This is a genomic window from Vibrio breoganii (assembly GCF_024346795.1).
Classification (GTDB): Bacteria; Pseudomonadota; Gammaproteobacteria; order Enterobacterales; family Vibrionaceae; genus Vibrio; species Vibrio breoganii.
In genome coordinates this window covers 1,245,148-1,270,100 of sequence record NZ_AP024865.1, presented here as the reverse complement: position 1 = coordinate 1,270,100, position 24,953 = coordinate 1,245,148, and the positions used below count along the sequence as shown (strand labels likewise).

26 protein-coding genes are annotated in these 24,953 nt (G+C 46.0%); 10 read left to right on the top strand and 16 right to left on the bottom strand.

Annotated elements, in window-relative coordinates:
* Positions 1-31 precede the first annotated feature (31 nt).
* Positions 32-502, top strand: a complete 471-nt coding sequence (soxR, locus tag OCU35_RS18720; protein WP_017028049.1) for a redox-sensitive transcriptional activator SoxR — start codon at positions 32-34, stop codon at positions 500-502.
* Here the strand turns inward: soxR and OCU35_RS18715 are convergent.
* A complete protein-coding gene (locus OCU35_RS18715; protein ID WP_026026139.1) occupies positions 493-843 on the bottom strand; it encodes a DUF4156 domain-containing protein in 351 nt (116 codons plus the stop codon). The two genes, soxR and OCU35_RS18715, sit on opposite strands and share 10 nt — an antisense overlap.
* Before the next feature lie 177 nt (positions 844-1,020).
* Here OCU35_RS18715 and OCU35_RS19200 point away from each other — a divergent pair, with 177 nt between their 5' ends.
* A complete protein-coding gene (locus OCU35_RS19200; RefSeq protein WP_315972633.1) occupies positions 1,021-2,031 on the top strand; it encodes a GNAT family N-acetyltransferase in 1,011 nt (336 codons plus the stop codon).
* Between the two features lie 7 nt (positions 2,032-2,038).
* On the opposite strand, the gene OCU35_RS18700 is transcribed toward OCU35_RS19200, so the two are convergent.
* The 5 genes from OCU35_RS18700 to OCU35_RS18680 form a co-directional block, all read right to left on the bottom strand.
* Complete coding sequence (locus OCU35_RS18700; RefSeq protein ID WP_261826207.1) at positions 2,039-2,572, bottom strand: dihydrofolate reductase family protein; 534 nt, start codon at positions 2,570-2,572, stop codon at positions 2,039-2,041.
* Positions 2,573-2,634: 62 nt separating this feature from the next.
* The gene (locus tag OCU35_RS18695; protein ID WP_065210415.1) at positions 2,635-3,951 is read right to left on the bottom strand and encodes an ABC1 kinase family protein; all 1,317 of its coding nucleotides are present in this window, start codon (positions 3,949-3,951) and stop codon (positions 2,635-2,637) included.
* A 217-nt stretch (positions 3,952-4,168) separates the two neighbouring features.
* Positions 4,169-5,620: a catalase gene (locus OCU35_RS18690; RefSeq protein ID WP_261826206.1), complete on the bottom strand. Its 1,452-nt coding sequence runs from the start codon at positions 5,618-5,620 to the stop codon at positions 4,169-4,171.
* A gap of 195 nt (positions 5,621-5,815) precedes the next feature.
* Positions 5,816-6,691: a radical SAM protein gene (locus tag OCU35_RS18685; RefSeq protein WP_017243042.1), complete on the bottom strand. Its 876-nt coding sequence runs from the start codon at positions 6,689-6,691 to the stop codon at positions 5,816-5,818.
* Between the two features lie 178 nt (positions 6,692-6,869).
* Entirely contained in the window at positions 6,870-7,715 is an 846-nt protein-coding gene (locus OCU35_RS18680; protein WP_261826205.1) for an enoyl-CoA hydratase/isomerase family protein, read from the bottom strand.
* A gap of 281 nt (positions 7,716-7,996) precedes the next feature.
* Here OCU35_RS18680 and OCU35_RS18675 point away from each other — a divergent pair, with 281 nt between their 5' ends.
* The 3 genes from OCU35_RS18675 (at position 7,997) to OCU35_RS18665 (ending at position 10,244) form a co-directional block, all read left to right on the top strand.
* Positions 7,997-8,986 carry a zinc-dependent alcohol dehydrogenase family protein gene (locus OCU35_RS18675; RefSeq protein WP_017031814.1) on the top strand — a complete coding sequence of 330 codons (990 nt, stop codon included), beginning with the start codon at positions 7,997-7,999 and terminating at the stop codon, positions 8,984-8,986.
* A gap of 128 nt (positions 8,987-9,114) precedes the next feature.
* Positions 9,115-10,020 (top strand): LysR family transcriptional regulator, encoded by a 906-nt coding sequence (locus OCU35_RS18670; RefSeq protein ID WP_102359934.1) that lies wholly within the window; start codon positions 9,115-9,117, stop codon positions 10,018-10,020.
* Positions 10,017-10,244, top strand: a complete 228-nt coding sequence (locus tag OCU35_RS18665; RefSeq protein WP_017028057.1) for a hypothetical protein — start codon at positions 10,017-10,019, stop codon at positions 10,242-10,244. The genes OCU35_RS18670 and OCU35_RS18665 overlap by 4 nt, the downstream gene beginning before the upstream one ends.
* 173 nt (positions 10,245-10,417) lie before the next feature.
* On the opposite strand, the gene OCU35_RS18660 is transcribed toward OCU35_RS18665, so the two are convergent.
* The gene (locus OCU35_RS18660) at positions 10,418-11,959 is read right to left on the bottom strand and encodes a glutamate synthase-related protein (RefSeq protein ID WP_261826204.1); all 1,542 of its coding nucleotides are present in this window, start codon (positions 11,957-11,959) and stop codon (positions 10,418-10,420) included.
* A gap of 215 nt (positions 11,960-12,174) precedes the next feature.
* On the opposite strand from OCU35_RS18660, the gene OCU35_RS18655 reads away from it, so the two are divergent.
* The 3 genes from OCU35_RS18655 to OCU35_RS18645 all read left to right on the top strand — a co-directional run bounded on the left by OCU35_RS18655 (position 12,175) and on the right by OCU35_RS18645 (position 13,737).
* Positions 12,175-13,068: a homocysteine S-methyltransferase family protein gene (locus tag OCU35_RS18655; RefSeq protein WP_261826571.1), complete on the top strand. Its 894-nt coding sequence runs from the start codon at positions 12,175-12,177 to the stop codon at positions 13,066-13,068.
* Positions 13,065-13,337 carry a hypothetical protein gene (locus tag OCU35_RS18650; protein WP_065210423.1) on the top strand — a complete coding sequence of 91 codons (273 nt, stop codon included), beginning with the start codon at positions 13,065-13,067 and terminating at the stop codon, positions 13,335-13,337. Before OCU35_RS18655 ends, OCU35_RS18650 begins: the two co-directional genes overlap by 4 nt.
* 97 nt (positions 13,338-13,434) lie before the next feature.
* Positions 13,435-13,737, top strand: coding sequence for a DUF1330 domain-containing protein (locus OCU35_RS18645; RefSeq protein ID WP_017026974.1), 303 nt, complete (start codon positions 13,435-13,437; stop codon positions 13,735-13,737).
* A gap of 39 nt (positions 13,738-13,776) precedes the next feature.
* On the opposite strand, the gene OCU35_RS18640 is transcribed toward OCU35_RS18645, so the two are convergent.
* The 6 genes from OCU35_RS18640 to hisC form a co-directional block, all read right to left on the bottom strand.
* A complete protein-coding gene (locus tag OCU35_RS18640; RefSeq protein ID WP_017026973.1) occupies positions 13,777-14,427 on the bottom strand; it encodes an START domain-containing protein in 651 nt (216 codons plus the stop codon).
* Positions 14,424-15,587, bottom strand: a complete 1,164-nt coding sequence (locus OCU35_RS18635; protein WP_261826203.1) for a glycosyltransferase — start codon at positions 15,585-15,587, stop codon at positions 14,424-14,426. Before OCU35_RS18635 ends, OCU35_RS18640 begins: the two co-directional genes overlap by 4 nt.
* A gap of 183 nt (positions 15,588-15,770) precedes the next feature.
* On the bottom strand, positions 15,771-16,406 hold the full coding sequence (locus tag OCU35_RS18630; RefSeq protein WP_261826202.1) for an HD domain-containing protein: 636 nt from the start codon (positions 16,404-16,406) through the stop codon (positions 15,771-15,773).
* Positions 16,407-16,416: 10 nt separating this feature from the next.
* Positions 16,417-16,887 (bottom strand): ASCH domain-containing protein, encoded by a 471-nt coding sequence (locus OCU35_RS18625; protein ID WP_017026970.1) that lies wholly within the window; start codon positions 16,885-16,887, stop codon positions 16,417-16,419.
* Positions 16,888-17,063: 176 nt separating this feature from the next.
* Positions 17,064-17,840, bottom strand: coding sequence for an ABC transporter substrate-binding protein (locus tag OCU35_RS18620; RefSeq protein WP_065210425.1), 777 nt, complete (start codon positions 17,838-17,840; stop codon positions 17,064-17,066).
* Positions 17,841-17,853: 13 nt separating this feature from the next.
* Positions 17,854-18,930, bottom strand: coding sequence for a histidinol-phosphate transaminase (gene hisC, locus OCU35_RS18615; protein WP_261826201.1), 1,077 nt, complete (start codon positions 18,928-18,930; stop codon positions 17,854-17,856).
* A gap of 153 nt (positions 18,931-19,083) precedes the next feature.
* On the opposite strand from hisC, the gene OCU35_RS18610 reads away from it, so the two are divergent.
* Positions 19,084-19,965, top strand: coding sequence for a LysR substrate-binding domain-containing protein (locus tag OCU35_RS18610; RefSeq protein WP_261826200.1), 882 nt, complete (start codon positions 19,084-19,086; stop codon positions 19,963-19,965).
* Between the two features lie 22 nt (positions 19,966-19,987).
* Here OCU35_RS18610 and OCU35_RS18605 read toward each other — a convergent pair whose 3' ends face one another.
* Positions 19,988-20,959, bottom strand: coding sequence for a helix-turn-helix domain-containing protein (locus tag OCU35_RS18605; RefSeq protein ID WP_261826199.1), 972 nt, complete (start codon positions 20,957-20,959; stop codon positions 19,988-19,990).
* 88 nt (positions 20,960-21,047) lie between these two features.
* Between OCU35_RS18605 and OCU35_RS18600 the strand changes: the two genes are divergently transcribed.
* On the top strand, positions 21,048-22,418 hold the full coding sequence (locus tag OCU35_RS18600; RefSeq protein ID WP_261826198.1) for a serine hydrolase domain-containing protein: 1,371 nt from the start codon (positions 21,048-21,050) through the stop codon (positions 22,416-22,418).
* Between the two features lie 151 nt (positions 22,419-22,569).
* Here OCU35_RS18600 and OCU35_RS18595 read toward each other — a convergent pair whose 3' ends face one another.
* Positions 22,570-24,090, bottom strand: a complete 1,521-nt coding sequence (locus OCU35_RS18595) for an ISNCY family transposase (protein ID WP_261825223.1) — start codon at positions 24,088-24,090, stop codon at positions 22,570-22,572.
* Between the two features lie 240 nt (positions 24,091-24,330).
* Positions 24,331-24,894, bottom strand: coding sequence for a hypothetical protein (locus OCU35_RS18590; RefSeq protein WP_261826197.1), 564 nt, complete (start codon positions 24,892-24,894; stop codon positions 24,331-24,333).
* Positions 24,895-24,953: the final 59 nt, after the last annotated feature.

Below are 24,953 nucleotides of genomic sequence, written 5' to 3'. Positions count from 1 at the left end.
AAAGTTAACTCAAGGTTTAAGGGGTTTAGTTGTGGCTTTGAATACACGTTTTTTCACGGTAGGTGAGGCGGCCAAGCGTTGTGGGGTTGCGACGTCGACCTTGCGTTTTTACGAGAGTAAAGGGCTGATAGAAAGCATCAGGACAGAAGGCAATCAAAGGCGCTATCCAGCTAGTACCATTAGGGTTATTTCCGTTATCAAGGCAGCGCAACAAATAGGGGTGAGTTTAGAAGAGATCAAACTTGCACTGAAAACCCTGCCTAATCATAAACAGCCAACCAAAAAAGACTGGGCTCGAATGTCCAAGCAGTGGGCAGCATCTTTGGATCAAAAGATACTCGAGATGCAACGACTCAGAGACAACCTAGACGGTTGTATTGGCTGCGGATGTCTGTCGCTAAAAAGCTGCAAGTTATTCAATCCAGAAGATACCGCATCTGCGCAAGGAACAGGTGCTAGATATCTAATCGATGGCTCGCCAACGGCGGAAGATCAGTCTTGAGGTGGCTTTGGTGGGCAATTGTACGCGGTGCCCACAAAGGTTGCTGAAGTTTTGAAGTAGTGAGGGCTAAGTAAAACCACAGTATTCGCATTGGTTAAGTACGCATTGTTTTTTATCTCGTTAATTGCCCCTTGAATAAGCACATCATTGGGGTAAAAAAGATAAGAATACCAATGCCCTTCACTGCCCGTGACTTCCCCAACCCATTTACAGTTTCTTACCAAGGGTGCATTGTTAGTGCGAACTTGTACGTGTTTTGCTTCTGGCATCAGCGCTATTTCTGGCGAAGTACACCCCACCAAAACTATTGAAAACCCCAATGCTAGCCAATGTTTCATCATTTCCCTTAATCTGCCGATAGTAACGGCTCAAATACAACACACTTAATGAATTGTTAGCGAAGAACTATTTAAATTCAATTGTTTAACCGTTTTCTTTTGCATTAGTTTTGTGATTTATTAAAGTACTGAACAACAAGACTCATCACTGAAGGTGAGTTGAGGACTTGAGACCCCTAAATGGAACTGTGCACGGCGAGACTATCCCTCACATCTTTATCTGAACACGACTGGACACTGTTTCATAGTTTGCATGTGGATGAGCGTGTAATTGAACTGTGTTTTGACAAGCCCAGCCTTAAGGATATTAAGCTACGCTTTCAAGCGAGAATCCAGCCTTGGAGTAAGAACTCTCTTCACTGGTTGTGTTTGGTAATAACCGAACGTGTCTCAGGGCAACAAGTTGGGCTGACAGGGTTTTGTATGCAAGATGAGGTTGCCGAAGTCGGCTACATGCTACTGCCTGAGTTTCATGGGAAGGGCTATGCGACAGAATCATTGCAATACTTGATCGACTGGGCAAGGCACACCCATGGCATTGAGCAGTTTTCCGCGACGGTAACCCAAGGCAATCTTGGCTCTGAGCGAGTGCTGGAAAAAGCTGGTTTTACCCTAGCTAAAATTATCCCTGATGCTTATGTGATAAAGGGTATCTCTCATACCGACCACATATATCAGCGTTCCATTCAGACTCCCTCTGCAGTGAATACGATTTTATTTGATTGGGGCGATACCTTGATGGTTGATTTGCCTGATCAACAAGGAAAGATGTGCGACTGGCCTGAGGTCTTTACGGTAGAAGGCGCTATCGAGGCGCTTCAAGAACTTTCCAAACGTTATCAAATTTACGTAGCGACCAATGCAGAAGACTCAACCGAAAGTGACATCCACAAAGCCTTTCACAGAGCGGGTTTAGCCACGTTCATCTCTGGATACTTCTGCAAAGCGAATCTTGGTATAGGTAAGGGGAGTGCCGAGTTCTTTTGCAAGATAGCGCAAGAGTTAGGTGAGTCCACTGAGTCGATGTTGATGGTTGGAGATACGCTAGATAAAGACATCAACCCTGCTATCGAAGCAGGATTGAAGGTGGTTTGGCTTAATCCACAACATACGCTTGTGGAAGGGGATCAAGATATTCCTCAGATTGACACCCTATATGAGCTACCCGATGCAGTGAAGAAATTGCAGTAAGTTAGAGTTACCGAGTGCGGATAAAGGTGTTCTTCACCATATGATCCGCTAACCTTTCACAGCCTAGGTGCTTAAACTTCAGAGGGGCGGATAATTCGGAAAACAAAGGGATACCTCCCCCAAGAAGTATAGGGATGGTGGTGATAATGAGTTCATCTATAAGATCGTGTCGCAGGAAGCTTTGTATAGTCTTGCCGCCATCAATATAGAGCTTTTCAAAGCCTTTTTGATTGAGGGATTGAACAATATCAGGTAGCTCACCATTAACTAAAAATACCTTGCCGTCTAAGCCTTCCGGTACCTTAGTAAGCGTGTTACTTAGCACGAAGACCGGCTTTGAATACGGCCAGTCCACACCAAAACTGAGCACTATATCTAGAGTATTTCGCCCCATTATCAATGCATCAACGCGATCCATAAACGCTGCAAACCCAAAATCTGAACCTTCAGGGTTTGGCACATCATGAAGCCAATTCAGCTGATTGTTTTTGTCGGCGATGAAGCCATCAAGGCTGGTTGCGATGTAAACGATGTTTGGCATGGAATACTCCGATTAGATTGCAATTTAATAAGAATATCCCATCGATGACAAAAGAGTACCGACTAAGAGTCCAAGCGGTATGATTCAAACAGCTTCGCTACATCCACCTTAGCATTCAGTCTTGCAGCGAGAAGGTATAGCCCACCGATCTTGCGATGCAAGAAAAGGGCATCTGCTGGTGGTGTGTGCCAGTAGTCTTGTTCCATACTGAGCACAGTGCCGGCTTGGCTGAGCCTTTGGGCTAGGTTGCTTGAGCCGAAGTCATAATTACCATCAAATTTTAGTGGCTCACAGGCGAGCTTGACGAGGTTGAAGATGGCTTGCTTTTGCTCTGGTATTATCTGTTTGCTAAAGAAGCCTATTTGAGTCAGGGCTTGGTCGAGACCCTTATCGTCGTTATTGATGACAGAGGTAAAGGCGAGGCGATAGCCATCGCTAATATTTTCGTTGTAGGCACGGGTTGCGCCAAAGTCTAGAAGTACGACTTTCTGCTGACTCTCATCATAGAGGAAGTTGGCAAAGTTGGGGTCTGTTTGCACCAACTTAAAGCTAAAGATCTCTTTGAATAGCAATTCCAATAGAAGTGTCATCACTCTGTCTCGGGTGTGCTGATCCGCGTGTTGGAGCGACTCTATGGGCTCGCCGTTCACGTGAGTCATAGCTAGGACACTGTCGGTGGTAATGTCGCTAAGAACCTCAGGAATCACAAAGTCAGGGCTATCTGTTAATAACAACTTGTAGCGATTGAGCAGGTCCGCTTCTAGAAGATAATCAGCCTCTGCGTGCAGTTGCTTTTTTGCTTCTTCGAGCAGGTCTTTGTAGTCCACGCCCTTTGGAATTAACCCGACAACGTTGAGCAGGGTGCCTACATTATCCACATCACTATCAATGCTTTGCTTGATGCCGGGATACTGAACCTTAATTGCTAGCTTGGTTCCGTCGTCGGCATGGGCTTGATGTACCTGTCCAATGGAGGCGCTGGCTATCGGCTTGAAATTAAACTCAATGAAGTTTTGTTGCCAGTCTTGTCCAAGCTCATCACAAAGCACTGTCGCTAACTGTTTGGTGGGCATAGGAGAGGCGTCAGAGCGAAGCCTTGATAATATGTCGGCAAGCTCTGGGCTGATGAGATCCCCCGCATCCATGGACATCAATTGCCCTACCTTCATTGCCGCGCCTCTAAGGTGTGCGAGTTGGTCGGCCACTCTTTTGATATTGTTAGGGGTTAAAAGCAGGTCTTTGGCTTTGGGCTTTTTACCCTGCGCAAGCTGTTTTGCTCCTTCGGTAACCATAGCGCCACCCACTCGCGTTGCGAGTGATGCAAACTTGCCAAAGCGGGAGAGTCGGTGAGTGGGTACTTTGCTTTCTTGAGAAGCCATATAGGTTTTGTCCCTGTATCAGATGCTTTCTAAATTAGAGACTTATACCAGAGCTGACAAGCTTAAGATCAGTAATTAAAAGCCCTGCGGCATAAATGCGACAGGGCTTTTGAGGGTTATAGCTAGAGCATTTGGTTGAGGCTGGTTACCACATTATCAAATAGCGCTCTTCTAGGGAGAGAATTTGAAAGATACCTTCAAGCATAATCAGGCTCCTCTACTTGGTGACGTCTTCTATATCGAGCCCCATTGCCTTTGCAAGTCCTTCGCCGTATGCGACGTCGGCGTGTAGTGCATGAGTAATATGCTTGTGCTTAATAGGGGTTGAAACTCCATCCATAGCTCGAGCGGTATTGTCGAACAAGCGCTGCTTTTCATCCTCTGGCATGATGCGGAACAGGTTGCCGGCCTGAGTGAAGTAATCGTCGTCTTCACGATGATCCCAATGAGTTGCAACACCTTGCAGCTCTAGTGGTGGCTCTGAGAACTCAGACTGCTGAGCCCACTCTTGGTGTTGATTTGGCTCATATCCGATGGTTGAACCATAGTTACCATCGGTGCGCATTGCGCCGTCTCTGTGGTAGCTGTGCACTGGACAACGGGGTGCATTCACTGGGATCTGATGGTGGTTAACACCCAAGCGATAGCGCTGAGCATCACCATAAGAAAACAATCGACCTTGCAACATGCGATCAGGAGAGAAACCAATCCCTGGTACTACAGCAGCAGGGTTGAACGCCGATTGTTCTACCTCGGCAAAGAAGTTTTCTGGGTTTTTGTTTAGTTCCAGCACACCTACATCATGCAGAGGGTAGTCCTCATGCGGCCACACTTTTGTCAGGTCGAATGGGTTGTATGGCACTGTTTCCGAATCTTTTTCTGGCATTATCTGGACCTTCAGGTCCCACTTCGGATACGCGCCATTCTCAATGTTTTCGTACAGGTCTTTTTGATGGCTTTCGCGATCCTTACCGACTATAGCTTCTGCTTCCTGATCCGTTAGGTTTTTAATGCCTTGCTGACTCTTGAAGTGGAATTTTACCCAGTATCTTTCATTGTCTGCGTTAATAAAGCTAAAGGTATGACTGCCGTAACCATTCATGGTGCGATAGCTGGCTGGAATACCGCGATCACTCATTACAATGGTGATTTGGTGAAGCGCTTCAGGTAAAGAAGTCCAGAAATCCCAGTTGTTTTCTGCACTGCGCATATTGGTTCTTGGGTCGCGTTTAACCGCGTGGTTTAGGTCAGGGAACTTAAGTGGATCGCGCAGGAAGAACACTGGCGTATTGTTGCCAACCAAGTCCCAGTTACCTTCTTCGGTATAGAACTTAACAGCAAACCCGCGAATATCACGCTCGGCATCTGCCGCGCCGCGCTCGCCTGCTACTGTGGTAAAGCGAGCGAATAGGTCGGTTTTTTTACCTACCTCAGAAAAGATCTTAGCCTTGGTGAACTGAGTGATGTCGTGGGTTACGGTGAAGGTGCCGTACGCGCCTGAGCCTTTAGCGTGCATACGACGCTCTGGGATAACTTCACGATCAAAGTGAGCTAATTTTTCAAGGAACCAAACATCTTGTAAAAGTTGTGGTCCGCGCTTACCTGCAGTAAGAACATTTTGGTTATGCGCGACAGGGCAGCCGCCAGCAGTGGTGAGTTTCTTAGTCATAATCACATCCATTTGTTTATATCTGAGAACGATTATCAATCGCCAACAAAGTGTTGTATTGATGTAAATCAAATGTTTGACGTGGATTTGAAGAGCGGTTGTAGTATTGTCTTATTTTTGTGACATCGGACCAGTTTTTGTGTAATTTCACAAAAAAGTTAAAGCCTTGATAAACAAGGCTTTATATTAGGATTTTTACCATGCGAATGTTTGGATAACATTCTCTTTGGTGATTGGATTGTGAGCAATGTTGGTATTGATACGCTCTAAAAATGCCGGTCTTGCCGCTGGCATTACGCCTCGCATTGGCGAGATGTTATTGCCATGATCACCCCAGTAGTAGCAATGGAAGTCATCCATATTCTCTAGAAGGTATTTCTCTTCTTCTAAGATCTGCAAAGGAGTTGGCAAGGTAAACTCGCCGCGATGCAGTTCTTTTTCAAGCTCAGAGCTAGGTTGAATGGCAAGCGCCATTGGTGCAATCGCATCTGGCTTCATGATGTTGAGCAAGCTGGTGGTATTGATAGCGTGCTCCATGGAGCGCTCTTTGCCACCTAAGCCAAAGATAAACGAGGCTAAGACGCCAATCTTTGCTTCACGAGCCATTTCCATGCCCTCGATTGCGTGCTCTCGAGTCATGCGTTTCTTAATTCTTTCAAGTACTACAGGGTCTCCAGACTCTAAGCCAGAATAGGCCATGCTCAGGCCAGCTGATTTAATCTCTTTAAGCTCAGCAACACTCTTGCGACGAAAATCGTTAAACCCAGAGTAGAGCGCAATGTTCTTGATCTCTGGGAAGGTGGTTTTGATTTTGTCTAAGATCTTAACCAGCATTTCAGTGCGCATCGCCATCACATTGCCATCGGTCAAAAAGATAGATTCGACGTGCGGGTACAGTCTACGCGCTTCCTCAATATCTTGAAAAATGCCTTCAATGTCTCTGATTTTGAAGCGTTTATCATCAAACATGGTACAGAATGTACATTGATTATTGCTGCAACCAAGAGTGGCTTGAATCAGTACGCTCTCAGCTTCCATCCATGGACGATAAATTTTACCTTCGTAATGCATAGAAAACTCCTTAGTGTTGGAGCGAAGAAGTCTACTGCTGCCAAGGAGAGAGATAAATGAGCTGCCAACCAAATCAGTTTTAAGAAAATATTAATAATCGACTTAAGACAATAAAAAGCGGCCCCTCTACTTACTGTTTAAGGGGCCGCTTGCAGATGTAAAACGGGGATAGGCTTGATCAGTTGATGTCTTGCACATTCATGACCAAGGTATTCCAGTTGCGCTGGTTCTCAATGTCGTGTTCCAAACCTTGTTCATCAGCAATGGTGAAACGTTTTATTGCAGCGGTTTTGCTGGTGGCCTGATAGAGCCAATAAGCCTCAGCTCTAAGGGCTTCATCAATAGGTTTGTCGATAGATTCGTACACCATTTGCTTACACGCATTAATAGACTCGGCAGGGAACTTGGAAATACGTTTTGCTAAGGTATCGACGTACTCGCCAATTTCATCGGGCTCTAGTGCTTTATTGATGGTGCCATAGGCTTCAGCCTCATCGGCATCAAAGTCTCGTGCGCTTAATATGATCTCTAAGGCTCGCCCTAAACCCACTTGCCTAGCCATACGTGAGGCACCTCCGCCGCATGGCAGAATTCCCATACCGACCTCCATTTGCATGAACTTAAATTTGCCACGAGCGGCAAATCGCATATCGCAGGCCAGGGCAAATTCATGGCCACCGCCTCGCGCGAAGCCTTCTAGTTTGGCAATGGTCGCTTGTGGAAGTTTACTGATGCGCTCTAGCACAGACTGAAGATCCAATAGCTTCGCCTCTTCTCGCGAAACCGCTTCTGTAGACATGTCCTTCAATAGGTTTGTGTCGTAGTGGCAGACCCAAATCTCCGGATTAGCCGATTGGAATACGACTACTTTTACATCCCTATCTCGTTCAAGCCTAAGGGCCAAGCCATTGAGGTCGGCAAGCATTTCCTGACCTTGTACATTCACAGGGCCAAAGTCGAAAGTGACGGTAAGAATCCCTTCTTCTTGTTCTGCGGTAAAGGTTGTGTATCCGTCGTAAGCCATAGTGTTACTCCTTAAAATTTGGGCTGAGCGAAAAGTGAACGCTCAACACAACTCTATGCAGGGGAACTTCAGACAACAATGTGTACTTTCTCACAACAGTATTAAAGGAAACTAAATAATAAATCTTGAGATTTGTGCTTAGTGGATTATTAAAGAATGCTTAACTCTCTTTCATGTATTGCTTGAAGATGAATGGTGTGAATTTGTCTAGACTCTATGGCTAAGCATAGAATTCAGCACCAAGCTGACCAATGATAAAAATACACAAAGGGTGAAATTGAATGAAAGCAACAATCGTACGTGAATATGGTGGTGTGGATGCGTTTGAAGTAGCAGAAGTATCTAAACCAGAAATCAAAGCGGGTGAGGTATTGGTTCGTGTAGCCGCTACGAGTGTAAATACCGTCGATATGATGATACGCGAGATGGGCGAGGGGCTTCCTTTTTCTCCAAAAACACCCGCTATCTTGGGTATGGATTTTTCCGGTACGATTGAAGCAATAGGCGAGGGTGTATCAGGCTTTGCTGTAGGTGACGAGGTGTATGGTTGCGCTGGTGGTCTAGGTGAGTTGCAAGGTACACTTGCCGAATTTATGCCTGCAGATGCAAAATTGATTGCTCATAAACCTAAAAACCTTTCGATGCGTGAAGCGGCGGCTATTCCTCTTGCTGGCATTACCGCCTATGAAGGTTTAGTTCGTGCAGGAACGAGCGCAGGTCAGAAAGTATTAGTACACGGCGGCTCTGGCGGTGTAGGGCACTTAGCTCTGCAAATCGCAAACCACATGGGCGCAGAGGTTTTCGCAACCGGTCGCGCAGGTGAGCAGGCGCAATTGATGGAGAAACTTGGCGCAACCGCGATTGATTTTACCTCTGAGTCTGTTGAGGACTATGTTGCTAAATATACTCAAGGTGCAGGCTTTGACGTTGTTTATGATTCGGTTGGCGGTGAGAACCTGAAAAACTCCATGGACGCCGCGGCACTGAACGGCCAGATTGCTACAACGGTTTCTCTATTGGAGCTAGATTTAAGCACCGCGCACTTCAAAGGCTTATCATTACATGTGGTGTTTATGCTGATCCCAATGATCCACAACTTCAAGCGTGAAGAGCATGGCTACATCTTGGCAGAGCTTGCGAAGATTGCAGAAGCAGGGGCTTTGGTTCCAGTTGTTGATCCTAAGACCTTTGATCTTAGCCAAGCGGGCGATGCACACGCGCACTTAGCGTCTGGTCAGGCGATTGGTAAGGTTGTCGTCAACGTTATCTAAGCCAAGCAGCAAGCTTCACTTCCCTTTAATAAGGCTCACTTTTCTAAGTGGGCCTTATTTATGTCCAAAATTAGCGTATATTTACTTTTATCTAGAAGCTGATGCTGAATCAAAGCAGGCCAAACTAAGTGAATATAGAGCACCTCAAGCTATTCGTCCGCGTGGCGTCCACTCATAATATAAGCCAAGCAGGTCAAGAGCTGGGTTTGTCTGCCCCCGTTGCTAGCATGCATATTAGTCGCTTAGAAGAGAGCGTCGGTGCGCGCTTGATTCATCGTACCACTCGTAAGGTCTCTTTGACTGAAGAAGGTGAGGCATTCTTGCCTCATGCTGAAGAGTTATTGTTAGGGGTTGATGCGGCACTTGCGTCAGTGGGCAAGGGAGCTGAAAGACCACAAGGTACGCTGCGAGTTACTGCCCCAGCTTCGTTTGGGCGTATGCACCTTATGCCGGCTTTAAAAGGGTTCCTTAGCGAGAACCCTGACTTATCTGTCGATATTCAGCTGACCGACTCCATGATCGATCTTATCGATGGTGGCTTTGATGTGGCAATCCGTGATGCAGAATTGCAGGACTCTAGCCTAATCGCCAAGAAGCTTGCGGTTGATGAGCGCATCATGTGCGCCTCACCTGAGTACATTGAAAAGTATGGCTTGCCTGATAATCCTGATTCATTGCGTGAACATCAGTGCATCGGTCAGTCAGGTCTTAAAATATGGACCTTTGATACCCCGCAAGGGCAGGTCAATATTAAGGGAACCGGCAGTATTCGAGTCAACCACGGTGAGGCTGTAAGAGATGCCTGTTTGGATGGATTAGGTATCGCCAAGTGCGCCACATGGCTGGTGCATGAAAACCTCAAGCGCGGTGAGCTTGTGCAAGTGCTTGAAGATTATCCCTTGGTGGATGGGGCGGCAATATGGGTTGTTTATCCTAGTGCCCGCTTGCTTGCACCAAAGGTGAGAGCGTTTGTTGATTACTTCTCTCAATATTATGGGAAGCCCCCATATTGGTCACTTGAGGTAAACCAATGAGTAAAGCCAAACTAGGGGTGAGTATTGCATTGCTTGTGGCCTACGTGCTGTCGTGGGTGTTGGTCATCTTAGTGCCCACTATGGGTTTTACTCCGCAACAAAGCGACCTCTATACTTCATACCTATTAATAGCAGAAGAGGTACTACTGCTAGCCTGCGTCATCATTATTGGCCCAATGTTCATCATGGACATGAAGTCTAAGCTAACAGGCTCTGATAAGTAGTCTATAAAGTCACGTCATACTGGAAAATACGGAGTATTTATCCAGTACCTTGGGGAGTGCAAAACTCAGCTATGTGCGCACTAAGATCCTGAATCAAGTTCAGGATGACGTATACCCAAAAGTCCGACTTGTGATCAAGAGACCGTCTGATAACTGACAGCTGAAAGCCGATTTTACGGCTCCCCATATCCCGAATACCTGACCCCAGACAACAAAGCCATCTCCCTATGCCAAGTCGCGAGATCCTTTTTATTAAACTCACTCAGACTATGATGACCACAGGCTCTTGCCATTACTTGCATGAGCTCCACAGAGGCATTGAAGAAGTTATGTAACTGCTTGGAAGATTTATCGACGTTAAGCCTTTGTCTAAGGTCCGCTTTTTGTGTGGCAATCCCTGCTGGGCAGTTATTGGTGTTACACATTCGCGCCGCAACACAGCCTATGGATTGCATTGCGCTGTTTGAGATAGCCACCCCATCAGCGCCAAGGGCCATCGCTTTGACAAAATCCATGGGTACCCGGATACCCCCTGTGATAATAAGGGTGACCTTGCCACTCATCCCTTGCTCGTCCAAATAGCGACGAGCACGAGCCAGTGCCGGAATTGTCGGCACACTAATATGGTCGCGGAACATTTCAGGAGCCGCGCCAGTACCGCCGCCTCGTCCGTCTAAAATGATGTAATCTGCGCTGGCATCAAGGGCAAACTGTATGTCCTCTTCAATATGATTGGCACTGAGTTTAAAGCCTATAGGGATACCACCGGTGACCTCACGCACTCGGTTGGCAAAGGCCTTAAAGTCTTCTGCGGTATTTAGGTCTTTAAAGGTGGGTGGTGAGATGGCAGGTTCGCCCTCAGGTATACCGCGCACCAGAGATATTTTACCTGTGTTTTTATTGCCAGGAAGGTGACCTCCAGTGCCGGTTTTTGCCCCTTGTCCGCCTTTGAAATGAAAGGCTTGCACGCCTTTTAATAGCTCTTCTTTGTAGCCAAATCCAGCACTGGCTAACTCATAAAAGTATCTAGAATTGGCCGCTTTCTCCTCTGGTAACATTCCGCCCTCACCAGAGCAGATCCCTGTTCCTGCCAGTTCTGCCCCAGTGGCTAAGGCAATCTTTGCTTCTTCAGATAAAGCGCCAAAGCTCATGTCTGAAACAAACAGCGGGATTTTCAGTGTGAGAGGTTTCTTGGCATTTGGACCAATGACGAGCTCTGTACCCACAGGAACATCCTCCATCAGTGGCTTAGTCGCCATCTGCGCGACCATGATCTGCAAGTCATCCCAATGTGGCAGTAAGTGACGAGGCACACCCATAGAGGTCATTGGGCCGTGGTGCCCAAGCTTAGAGAGACCATCTCGAGCCAATTGATGAATGAATTCTACGGTAGGCTCTTCGGTCGTTGCTACGGCGATAGGGATCTCCGCTTTCTGCACTTGAACACCTGGGCCTTCTTGACCCACTTGCTCTGCTGAGAATTGCTTATGAGAGCCGTCGCAAAATGGCGCATTCGCGGTGTGCTTGCACTGACATAAGTATCCGTCAGCGGTTTCTTCGGCAGTAAAGCTCTTTGGTTTAAACCCGGTACCCGCATGTGAGCCATCACAGAAGGGTTGGTTCTTAGACCGTCCACAGGTGCAGAAATAATACTCCTCGCCTTTTGTGAGTTCGACTTTCTTGGGTTTGTTGTCGGCCACGATAGGTTTGTTCATATTGTCCACCTGAGGATTGAGTGAAGAGTGTTCAATAACTGTAGTTCGACTAGAAAAATTCGCGAGGGAATGCTCGGTCAGGTCAGCAACACAGGACTATATTTAATGAACCTGAAATTTCTTCATATAGCTGTTGAACAGCTTTCACTATCAATTGACCTGCTGCTCGTATTCAATGTGAGGTATCCAAGTAGAGTTGTATGGAAGCAATTAAGATGACAGACGTAATCATCCTTGACGGTGGCATGGGGCGCGAACTAAAACGTATTGGCGCACCGTTTACTCAGCCACAATGGAGTGCACAAGCACTTATCGAATCTCCTAAGCATGTTGAGCAGGCTCATCGTGGTTTCATTGAGGCAGGTGCCGAAATTATCACGGTAAACAGCTATGCTTGTGTGCCATTTCATCTCGGTGAGGCCTTGTACCAACAGCGAGGTGCAGAACTGGCTCGCACCGCTGCGCAGCTTGCAAGAGAGGCGGTCAATAAAAGCAATCAAAACGTTGCTATCGCAGGCTCTATCCCTCCAGCATTAGGCAGCTATCGCCCTGATCTCTTTGAACCCGTGCAGGTAAAAGAGATCACTCAAACCTTGTTTGAGGCACAAGAAGCGTATGTTGACCTTTGGCTCGCTGAAACCGTAGCCAGCATCGCTGAGTTTGAAGCCATTAGCCAAGTGCTCTCTCAAACGGATAAACCTTGTCACTACGCGTTTACCCTGCAAGATGATCTGTCTGATATTCCGAAATTGCGTTCTGGAGAAACGGTTAAAGAAGCAATCCTAAAACTGTGCAAGTTGGGGGCGGATGGCATCTTCTTCAATTGTTCTATTCCTGAAGTAATGGAGCAAGCCATCGCCGAAGCCAAGGCTATCATTGACGAGCAAGGTATTGATGTTGCCATCGGCGTCTTTGCCAATAGTTTTACGCCGATTGGTGCAACCCATGAAGCCAATGACACTATCCAATCTATGCGTGAGCTTTCTCCCGAAGATTATCTCGAATTTGCTAAACAGTGGCATCACGCTGGGGCAACTATCATAGGTGGCTGTTGCGGGATTTACCCTTCACACATCAAAGCCTTGGCTGAGTGGAGAGACAGTAAATGAGAAACCTAAACTATGGGTTAGCCATTCCTGCGGTGGTGATGGTTATTGCCCTGCTGTTTGTCTCGTCTTTGTTTCCTGCGCAGTCGCAAGCTTTGGCAGGGGGCGGAATTAATACCATCAAATCGCTATGCGTAGTAGCAGGACTACCGATGATGTTCATCTATGCCATACTTGTGAAGCATTTGATGCATGAGCTTGGTGCAATTCAGGTGGCAAAAGAGCAAGAACAAACGTTGCCATTGCAGGAAGTAGTTACTGATTGTCCTTAAAGTTTTGTGAGTGTTATCAATGCCAAGCGGTCGCTGTTAAAGAAGCGCCGTCTCTTATAAAAGGTAACTCATCAAACTCATGTGAAAGGACAACATTATGGCTTATTACTCTGTACTTGAAGTGACACCCACTACTGATGCTTGGGTAGCGGACTATATTCCACCTACCAATGCTGCTGTGGCAAAACACGGTGGTAAATATTTGGCTCGAACGGGCAGTCATGAACGGCTAGAAGGCGAGGGAGAAGACGTTGCACTGAGGGTAATTATCGAGTGGCCCTCTAAACAAGCGGCACAGGCATTTATGGCTGATCCTGACTACGTTCCTCACTTTAAAGCGCGATCAGCAGGGTCTATTAGTCATCATTTCTTGATTGAAGGAACGGATGACCTAGCCTAAACAACAAAGCCCCTTTTTAAGGGGCTTTGTTTCATTGGGTTAAAGGTTGTAGATACCTTCTACGTCTGTTTTTTGATAGCTAGGCTTTTGCGACATTTCACGTAGGCCTTGGAAGGTTTTATAAGGCTGAGAAATAGCGACTTTATTAACTAGCCATGCAGGTAAACTGCCACCCGGTTCAGTGAACACTTGATAAGTGACTCGCGTTTCCTTTTCGTTGATAGGAGTGAACACCCAAGTACTGTGCAAGGTCTCAATGCGCACCTTGTTTTTGGTGCGAGGCAATTCATCTGGAACCGCTTCTTGTTTGATGGTCACCGCTAGCGTTTTAGGGTCTTGGCTAATGTGGTTATGAACCACAGAGTCCCTGTCAGCTACTGGCCATGGCGCTTTGGTCATCGCGTAAGTCACGTTGTCCATGTTTGAGTTCGCTTTTACAAGGCGCATCTCATCGACATTTTCAACCCAAGTAGTGCCTACATCAACATCGTTAAAAACGGCCATTAGCGTTGTTAAATCAGACTCAACGGTCATCTCAGCTCGAAAAGCCTTAAAGCTACTGCCCTCGATACTGCGATTGTAAACCGTGATCCCATGATTGTTTTTCACTTCTTTCCAATTCACTGTGTCAGCAAAAGAGTTAAAGGAGAGTGTTGCAACAAGAGCTGCAATCATGTGTTTGATGTTCATTGTGGCAAACTCCTATTTTTCCAAACCACACGGTTTGATTTTTGTAATCGCCAAGCATTGAGCGCGAGAAAACCGTTCATGCTGATGCCGAAGGGCACGAATATCGCATGACGGATAGGAACTGATAGCTCTCGAACTAACCCAGAGAAAGTGCCAAGCAATACGATGCTGGTAATCAGGTTAATACCTAGCGCCAAAGTGCTTATCTGTGATGCTGATTCTTGATATTGCAGGAATGACACAACCAGCAAGATCGGCGACATCCATGCGATCCATTGGCATTTAACCCAATACCAAGTTGCTAAGGGTAGGGTTTCCGCTTTAACAATGCGGTTCATGTTTTTTGAGAAACCCTGCCAAATATCATTGGCACTGGTGTACATGCGAGTGCGCATCAAAGAGTCTGCAAATGCCCAAAAAATGCGAAAGCCGCGCTGCTTCATTTTCTTGGCAAAGGCCAAGTCTTCAGAAACATCGCTTCTAACCAATTCGTGTCCATTCACAGCGCGGTAGCTCTCTGCTTTAAACAGCATAGCTTGACCGTTAGCGATGGCTTCTTGCTGTGTTGGATCGTTAGAAGCAACAAAGTCCATAGAGTTGGCGGTAGAGAGAAAGATGCCAGGCAGTAAGGACTTTTCGCCCTTTGATACCATCACTTGCTGAGGGTTAAACGACAACATCTCGATGTCTCGAGTCTGCGTGAAGTCGATAACACTCTTGAGCATATGCGGTGAAGAATGCGTATCGGCGTCAATGAAAAATAGGTAATCACCCGTCGCGTGAGTCGCTCCCCACATGCAGGCATTACTCTTTCCAAGCCAACCTTTTGGTAATGCTCTTCCTTGAATGCATTGCGCTGAGAACTCAGATTTGGCCATCAAGCCTTCGGCGATACCTTTAGTACCATCCTCAGAAAAGTCATCAATAACAATGACTTCTAGTTTGTCGGTTGGATAGTCTTGCTCAAGTACGCTGCCTAGTGACCCTGTGATATTTTCAGCTTCATTGCGCGCGGGAATAATGATCGAAACCTTCGGCCAATCACTTCTATCTTGCGTAGAGTCGGGGATGTGGATGCGTTGTTTAGCCAGTCGAAGTAACCTGAAGATAAACACCGCAACCGTCAGTAAACATAAGACTGACAGTATAAGTAGTAACATGGAATAACCTTTTAGCACCCTAAAATATCAGCGACTCGTACAGTGAAAATCAGTCGCTAATCTTGGCATCCATGCAACGAAAAAGACGGTGCAGATACGCTATCAAGTTATGTGATGAGGTTCTAACTTTTACTGGTGGTTATTTTCATTTGCTTACAGTTTTGTTGCTGGTGGAATGCAGATTTAACCAATCTCTTGTCGAAGTTGGTTTAAATACTGACGCATGAAGATAACGCGTTTATTGGCTTCTTTGGCTGCCGACTTGGTATTCATGGTTTCAGGTAGCTTAAACAGTTTTTCAAAGAAGTGATCAACCGCGTAAGCCTTGTCATCTAATGCGCGTTCTTCGGCGAATGGGTCTTCTGGAGAGTAAAGTTCGGCGTTAAAGCTAGTGCTTACTTGAATGCAACGGGCAATGCCAATAGCACCAAGTGAGTCGAGTCGGTCTGCGTCCTGCACGACTTCGGCTTCTATGGTTTCCGGTGGGATATTGGCGCTATAACTATGCGCGCTGATAGCGTGATAGATATCTTGATAGGTATAGGTTGGATATTTGATTGAGGCGAGAAACTGCAGGGCTTTATCTGCCGCTAACTGGGAGCTGAGGTGTCTGTCTGGATGATCTTTAGGATAAGCGAAACAGTCATGAAGGTAGGCTGCAGGTAATACGATCCACAGGTTCGCTTTTTCTTGCTGAGCGAGGCGCTTTGCGATAGCCACTACTCGCTGCACATGGCTCAGGTCATGGGCAGCATCAGTCTTCATCTCTTTTTGGATGAAGGCTTCGAATTGTTCCTCAAAGTCCGTCGGTAGTTTCATTTAACCTGCTCTATTCAATAGGATAAACCTTCTCAAAATACTCTAGCACTATTTCGGAATCTTCATTGAAACTAACACTGATCTCCTTGGCGTATTCAGAGAAAAAGTGAGCGTGTTCTCGTTGCCACCATTTAAAACTGCCGTCACCTTCTCCCTCCATTGCTGCAAACTCTGCGTCTATCTCTTTGAAAGGCTTGGTCTCAACTTTATGGGTTTTGATAATACAGACAGGGTTTTGAGACCAATCCAGCACAATAGTAAGGTCACTTTGCTTGGGAAGAGGAGCGTTCTCTTTTTCGTACCCAACCTTTAGGCTACACGTTGCACGCTTTTTACCTTCGTTGACGAGCTTGGCGCATTCGTTGGCGTTAAATTCGTCAGCACAAAAATGGTCGGCATTGATTGTTGCGATGTTTTTTCGCTCAGTCTCACTGAGCGTAGAAAGATAGCTTTCTAGAAGTTGTTCATGCTTAGTCGTCATAGGATTGTCACCATTAAAACGGATAACAATAGATTATCCATAGGTAATGGGGTTCGAAAGAGTAGAGTTCAGGAATGGTGAGCCAGAGGGCGTTTAGTGAGTAACAATATGTAACTGGTGATGTGTTAAAGGTCTGATATTTATATAAATATCAGACCTTTAGTAGTATGAGTTGGTTACTTTATCTCTTCACCATAAATATCAAAAGTAAAGTATTTGGCAGCAATCTTGTCGTATGTACCGTTGGCACGGATCTCAGCAATCGCTTTATTAAACTTCTCAGCCAGCTCTTTATCCTGCTGTCTCAATGCCAGTGCGGTGCCTTCACCGATGTAAGATTTGTCCGTGACTGCTTCGCCTTTAAACTCGAAACCTTGGCCAATCTCTTTATCTAGGAATGCCAATGCCAGTTGGTCAGCATTACCAAATGTAGCGTCTAGACGACCATTTTTCATGTCGATGTACACTTCATCTTGGCCGCTGTAGCGCTTGATGGTCGCGATCTTACCAAACTTATCGGTCACATAGCGGTCGTGAATTGTCCCTTGCTGTACACCGATCACCTTATCCTTTAGGCCGCTCTGGTCGATAGCAAAGTTGCTCTCTTCATTGGCAACAAATCGTGCAGGCGTTTGGTAGTACTTGTCAGTAAACAGGATACGCTTCTTACGCTCTTCAGTGATACGCATAGACGCCATGATAACGTCTGACTTACGCGCTAATAGACTCGGAATTAACGAGTCCCAGCCTTGAGAAACCCAAGTACACTTAAGCTCAGCTTCTGCACACAATGCATCGGCAATCTCAATGTCAAAGCCAACAGGTGTGCCTTCCGCGTTTTTGTAGTTAAAAGGCGGATAGGTAAAGTCTGATGCTAAGCGCACCTCTTTTGCCATTGCTGTAACTGATCCAAGTGAAGCAACGAACGTAAGTGCAAGTAGAAGTTTTTTCATTCTTAATTCCCTTTTAGAGCGATGAAAATGAGTATTGGTTGATAAGTTCGGCGACTTCTTGCATCGACTCTGGTGAACCTATCGTGATTCTGACACAGTTCTTTAATGCAGGCTCATGAGATTGGTTACGAGTAACGACTCCCTGTTCCTTCAAATAGCTAAAGAGTTCTGCATCTTGATGTGTGCGAATGAGCACAAAATTAGTAGATGATGGATAGACGTGTTCTATCCATTGTAAATCTTGGATGGCTTCAACAAAGTGTTGCCTCGTTTGAATAATGCTGTGTGTATTGCTCATTGCAATATCAATCCCTTGCGGAGATAGGGCATCAAGCACAATCTTGGCCGAACAATCTGGCATAGGGTACGGAGGAATAAGCTTCATCACGTATTCCATGATCTCTTCTGCCGCCAAAATAAAGCCGCAACGTACTGCCGCTAAGCCAAAGGCCTTTGATAAGGTGCGAATGACAACCAGATTAGGGTATTGCTCTATTAGGTTTGCCACCGTTTCTGCTAGTTCAAACTCAATGTAGGCCTCATCGACCACCACAATCGCATCTTGCTGAGTACCCTCGAGAACGGCAATGATGTCGCTTCGAGAAAGCAAGTTACCCGTTGGGTTGTTCGGTGAACACAAGAAAACAATCTTGGCTTGAGGAGCCTGTTTGATCACGCTCTCAACATCAAGATCAAATGACTCTCCTTTGAGTGGAATATCTATTGTCTCTATAGCCAATGCATCAGCGCAAAATTCATACATGGCGTAAGTGGGAGAGCTGATCAAAATCTTATCTTTGCCCGGCTGACAAAAGGTTCTGATAAGAAGATCAATCGCTTCGTCGGCGCCACGTACAGCTACAGCAGGCACCTGAGTTTGGCAGTACTCTTGATACGCAGCTGCGATGTCATGAGGCAAAAAGTCAGGGTATCGATTGTAATCAGAGGCGTGTTCACTGTAATGAACCCCGTGCTCTAATTCATTGGCATTAAGCCAAAGGCGGCCTGATCCGCCAATGCGGCGCGCTGATTGATATGGTATTAATTTTTTTATGCTCTCAGGCGCTAGTTTTGAAGCCAGTGACGTCATTAGTATTATCTCTTTTTGAATGCCAAATCATTTTATTTGCTTAATGATTTATTTTTTGACTGTCTATGTGACTAATCTAATCAAAAAGGTTTTGAGTAAGAATCGAAATAAAGACATACTAGCCATGCAAATAACTCATGGATAGAGCGTTAAATGAACACACGATTGCCCTCAACTAAGAACCTACAAGCGTTTCTGGCTACCGCAGAGCACCTCAATTTTACTCATGCAGCTCAAGCCATGAATATGACGCAGGGGGCGATCAGTCGCCAGATACAGTCATTAGAGGAGTTGGTGGGCGTCGCGCTGTTTTACCGACAGGCGAGGGGGTTGGCACTCACACCTGAAGGAAGCAAATTGATTCCTATGGCCGAAGACATCTTGGTGCGCCTTCGAAAGGCGGTTATCGATGTGGCCGACCGCTCCAACAAAATCAAACTCAATGCCCCAAGCTGTGTCACCTCTTGGTTACTGCCAAGGTTAATGTCCTTCCAGCAAGAGCATCCGGATATAGAGGTAGAACTCACCTCTAGTATTAAGCATCAATCACTGCCAAATTTTGAATCGTTCGACTTAGTCATCGTATACGGCAGGCCACCTCGTTCACTATCGGTGAGTGAGCACGTATTGTTTGAAGAAAAACTCACACCTATCTGTTCTCCAGAACTATGGAAGCAGGTCATTGGTGAAGAGGGACAATGGAACGACAAAGACCTTGCAAGGTTCACATGGCTTCACGCAAACCCAATGCAAAGTGATTGGAACCTGTGGCTAGAAAAGTCGGGTAGTATTGCGAGAAAGGGCAGACGCAATCAGACGTTCTCAACCTTAGACCAAGCGATGAATGCAGCGCAGCAGGGCTTTGGTATTGCGGTCGGGGATATCACTCTTGCAGAGGAGGATCTAAAGCTAAATCGATTGATGCAGCCCTATACCGACTATGTGACGTCAGGACAAAGCTATTACTTGTTGAGACCTGCAGAGGCACAGAGCGCTGCTATTGATGACTTTTTGGCGTGGTTGTTGCCTCAGTAATTTATTCGGCAAGCGACTAGATCTACGTCGATTGCTGCATCGCTTTCTTTCGATATTGCGACGGAGTACAACCTTGCCACACTTTAAAGGCTCGGTTGAAGTTTGAAAGGTCACTATAACCGCAGTGCCAGGCGACGGCTTCAGGTAGCAGGTGTTCATTGGCAAGCAGTGAGGTGGCTATATCACGTCTTGCGTTATCTCGTAGAAGCCTGAATGTGGTGCCATGTTCGACAAACCGTCGGTGCAGTGTTCTTTCAGACATGCCTAGTAACTTTGCTAACCAGCGGATGTTAAACCAAGGCAGAACGCAATAAGTATGACACAGTCTTGCCATATGATTCGTCCAGTCGATGTCGTGGTTGATGCCTTCGATTGGTAGGAAATCGGCTGAAACCGGAATCTGAATCCCGCCAAAAGAGTGTGCGAAACGAATCTGCGAGTGCTCTAAACTCGACTCATGAGGTTTGCCCAGATGAGGCGAGATAGTCATTAATACCTTTGCAGGTTGCCAAGGTTCACCAAGGAAGTGTCGGCACACTGACAGCAATGCAAAGGTTCGAAACCACTCGGCTTGCTCGTAACCAGGGGTCGATGGACGATAAGCACCGCGATGGCAAAGGTACCAATCTCCGTCTATTTGCTCCGCCCATATAGATATATGACTGTTTAACGAAGGCATCAGCTCCATCAGCGTATGAACGGCCTCCTCCATGTCGTGACACTTATGAATCGCGCGGTCGAGCTCAGGTGAAATCTGTGCCAGCGATATTAGTTGTCCCACCTCTAAGCCAATATTTCGATTGCTTTGGCGCATCATCGACATCAAAAATGCCATCACATTTAGTGAGGGCAGCCACACAGAGCGCGTGGCAATGTTAAGTGGAATATCGTGCTTTTCTGCAGTGATCTTCCATTCTATGTTGTGCTTTTTAAAGTAATTCAAAAATGGCTTCAAATTACTTGAGTGGCTGATGTTGGCATTAGTCTGACTCATCGCGGATCTCTTTTTTGGCGGTAAATGACCTATTTTACTCCAGCTAGTATCACTATAGTTCGCCACATACAAAATGTGGAGACGAACGATGAAACTTGATCTAACAACCCTAATTATTGCCCCTTGGGTTCTAATCAGTTCACAAGCTTTTGCCAATAGCTCAGCTCAACTAAACCCAGTGGAAGCTGCGCTTCAGGTTGAAGGTGCGCAAGTGACAATTCCTGTAAAAGCTGCCAAACAAACTTTTGAACCTGAGTTCATCTCAACGGCTCGTAAAGAGTTCAACAACTTTCATTGGCAAATGGGAGGGGATCACTCTTTGTATTACAACATGCATATGAGCGAATTCCTACCGACTGCCATGGCAGCGCCGAATGCAGACTACAGACCACTAGAGAAAGCGATAGACTCACGCCTAGACACGCTCACTGTGAAAACAGAGACAAAGGGTGAAATGTCGATGGCTGATTACTTAGCGGATGAACAGTTTCGAACTCAGGGCTTTATGTTGATACATAAAGGCAAGATAGTTTATGAGGCGTATCCGGGAATGAACCCGATGGATAAGCACGTATGGGCATCTTCTGCGAAAACCACCGTTGGCACCGTTATCGCAATGCTCGTCGAAGAAGGAAAAATCGACCCTAATGCTCCCATCTCCACTTATGTTCCTGAACTAAAAGGCACTAACTGGGATGGCGTGACAGTGTTGAATACATTGAATATGTCTACGGCTCTAGACAATGAAGAAACGCTCGCTTCGATTTTAAACCCTGATTCAGATGTTGTGCGCTTCTTCGCATCAGCGTTTAACTCACCACGAGCAACAACCAGCGAAGTCGAGACTTGGATACAGGTTGCACAGGGTGCGCAAAAGCTAAAGGGCGAAAAGCCAGGCGATCACTTTAGATACGCTTCTATCAACACCATAGTGCTGACCAAGCTGGTGGAAAATGTAGAGAACAAGAGCTGGACACAAGTGTTTGAAGATCGCGTGTGGTCAAAGGTTCACGCAAGACAGTCAATGGACTTTAACCTAACCCCTGACGGAACCGCACTGCCGGTAGGCTTAGTATCAAGCACAGTCGAAGATATGGCTCGCTGGGGAACCCTGTTCACACCAAGCTGGAAAGCAGTAGCAGATGAGCCCGTTGTGTCTGAAGCTGTCATCGACCGAATCCGCAATAGTGGCGACCCTAAAGCGTTCGTTGGAACAGAGAAAGAAAACAGCTCAATCCACGCCTTTGGTGAAAAAGCCGACTACAACGCCTATCAGTTCGACTTTATCTTTGATGATGGCGCCATGGCAAAAAGCGGTAACCTAGGCCAACTCATCTACATCGACCCAGCACGCGACTTTGTGGGCGTGATGTTCTCAACCAATCCATACGACTCAGGGTTTGGCGAGAACAAAGGACCGGCGCTGATGCGCTCAGCGGCTAAGCTGTTGGCGGATTAGAGATAGATATTGATAGATGCAATGAGGCTCCGCTGCGGGCCTCATTTTTTTCATGTGGATGAAGTTGTCATTACTGAGGGATCTTGACGGGATAAGTACCAACCGATTCTGTCATGCTCTTACATTTTAGTCTCGATTGATACTTCTCGCCTTACACGTCGATATTCAGTGATTGTGATTTTTTAATCCTAAGCTCTCTAGTGCTGAGGTTTTCTTCCTTCCAGATGTTTTTAATCGTACCAATACTCACAGTGATATCGTGTTGTTTTAGCTCCATCGTGAGTTGCATCAAAGTCAGGTGTGGGTTCTGCAACGTCAGCTCAATAATCTTGTCTTCTGCATACTCTGGTATGCGATTCTTACTGCGGTTTAGGGGCTTATTGATCCGCTTCAGCCCCATAGGCCCTTCCTCAGCCATAATTTTCTGATAGGTGTACAGGGATTGACGGGAACAACCAAGGATACGGGCGGCTTTAGAGAAACTACCGAGCTGTTCAACGAGCTCTAGTGCTTCTATTTTTCGCTGAACCTCCTTGCCATATTCACTGCATTTACGAGGCTCAACCAGCTCCGTAATATCTAATCGGCGGTGGCCAAAATAAGCGGAGAATGTGCCGTCGAACTGACATCGGATCTCTATTTTTTGATTTTCAATGGAGTAGCGGATTGGCGAGTCGATAACATACCTTTTGTTGTCAAAGCCGAACGTGTGATCGCGTCGTATTGTTCGATACTCTTTCTGCACGCAGATGCTATTCAGATCCAAGTTAGGTGGTAAGCGCTTGAAAGCAGAGCGAGAACTTTTGGGTTGAACTCGAACCTTTTTATCCCAGTAATTAGGGATGAACTCTTCTTGTAGATAACGATTTGCGCTCTCCATGTCGATGATTTTGCGTACTCGTAACTCTGGTACGAGCCTATCTTGGAAGGTATCGAATGATCGTTCGATACGCCCTTTCCCTTGTGGTGAGTTTGCAAAGATAATTTCGATACCGAGCTCGTCACAAGCTCGTTGCATCTGAGAGAAGTTACTTCGCTTGGGACCACCGAAGATACCCGCTCTATCGACGTAGAGTGTCTTAAATACCCCTCGTTTCTCAATATAAGCTCTCATCACCCTCATACAGCCCTCGGTGGTCTCAGAGGGGAAAAACTGAGCATGAATATCACTGGTGGCGTCATCAATCATAGCGATCAAACAAGATTTCTCATCACCAAACCAGCGGTGAGGGCTCCCATCCATTTGAAGCATTAATCCCGGTAATTCCATACGCTCTCGATACTTTCTGACTCGACTTCTGCGTCGCTTTGCACGTTTAACATGATGGATATCGTGAGCCCAAGAGCGTAAGGTCTCACGCTTAATGGCGATACCTTCGTTCTTTCTTAGGACTTCAGAAAGATGCTGCAGATTGAAATCGAAGTACTTGGTTTGTATGAGGTTTTGGACTTCTTTCTTGAGCGATTCTGGGATTTTATTGGCTGGAGAACGCCCTCGATTTCCATGAATGATGAAGCGAATACCTTCTTTCCGATATCGACTAAGGTAACGTTCAACAGTTCTCCGAGACTTGTTGAGCAAAGTAGTAGCACTGTTGATGCTGATTTTTCCATCGACAATTTTACAGATAATATCGACAGTAAATTGGGATTTAGAATCCATATAGAACATCCTTCGCTCCCTCTAAAGCTCCATTGATTACTTTAAAAGGTAAGCTAAATGAGTTCCGTCAGAATCCCTCGGTAGTTAACGTAATGACAAAGTCGCTTGGTAATTAAGGTACGACAGAATCCCTTGGTGATCACATTCATGTGGATGAAGTGCAAGCTTGTTTCTGGACAGAAACGAGTCAGTGATTTTGCTAAATTAGGATATAACGGATTAGTTGAAGTATAGGAAGTTAACGCCTTGTTATAAGGCAAAGTGTACACCAAATGCAGTTGCAGCCTTAAAAGCGCCATATATAAATAAGGTATATGAAGCCAATACAGATAAAACTGTAATTAAGTTGAGGCTATTTGCAGATTTAGAGTGTTCCAAGCTATGCAATGTTTGACTAAGGTATGTTGTCCCGGTCGCAAAAGCTCCTAGAACCACTCCAATACAAAATATCTTCATCGAAGCCGATAAACTATATGCAATATTCGCGTCTATTGTGGAATTCCAAATTTTACCCATAAACGCTAGCAGAGCCACTGCCGCACCACCATTCACAACCATACTTGCTTTCAGAGCGGCTTGACCAGTAGCGATTACCGACTTGAACATTTCCAGGTTTGAGGTAGTGACATTATTAGAGTGAGCTATTGCACTATCATTTTGTGCTTTGAACAGTGCAAGATCGCGTTCCAGTTGCGCTTTATCTTGGGATTCAATGTTAGTTAAATAGTTTTCAAATGCTTCAATTGAAATTGAAGTATGCCCTTCCTTTTTCGTTTGCTGAAGAACCTGTCTTATTGTCTCAATTATATTCATAATGTATGTACTTAGATTGCCTTATAACGCCCGGCTCAACTGCAGGTGACAGTGGCCGG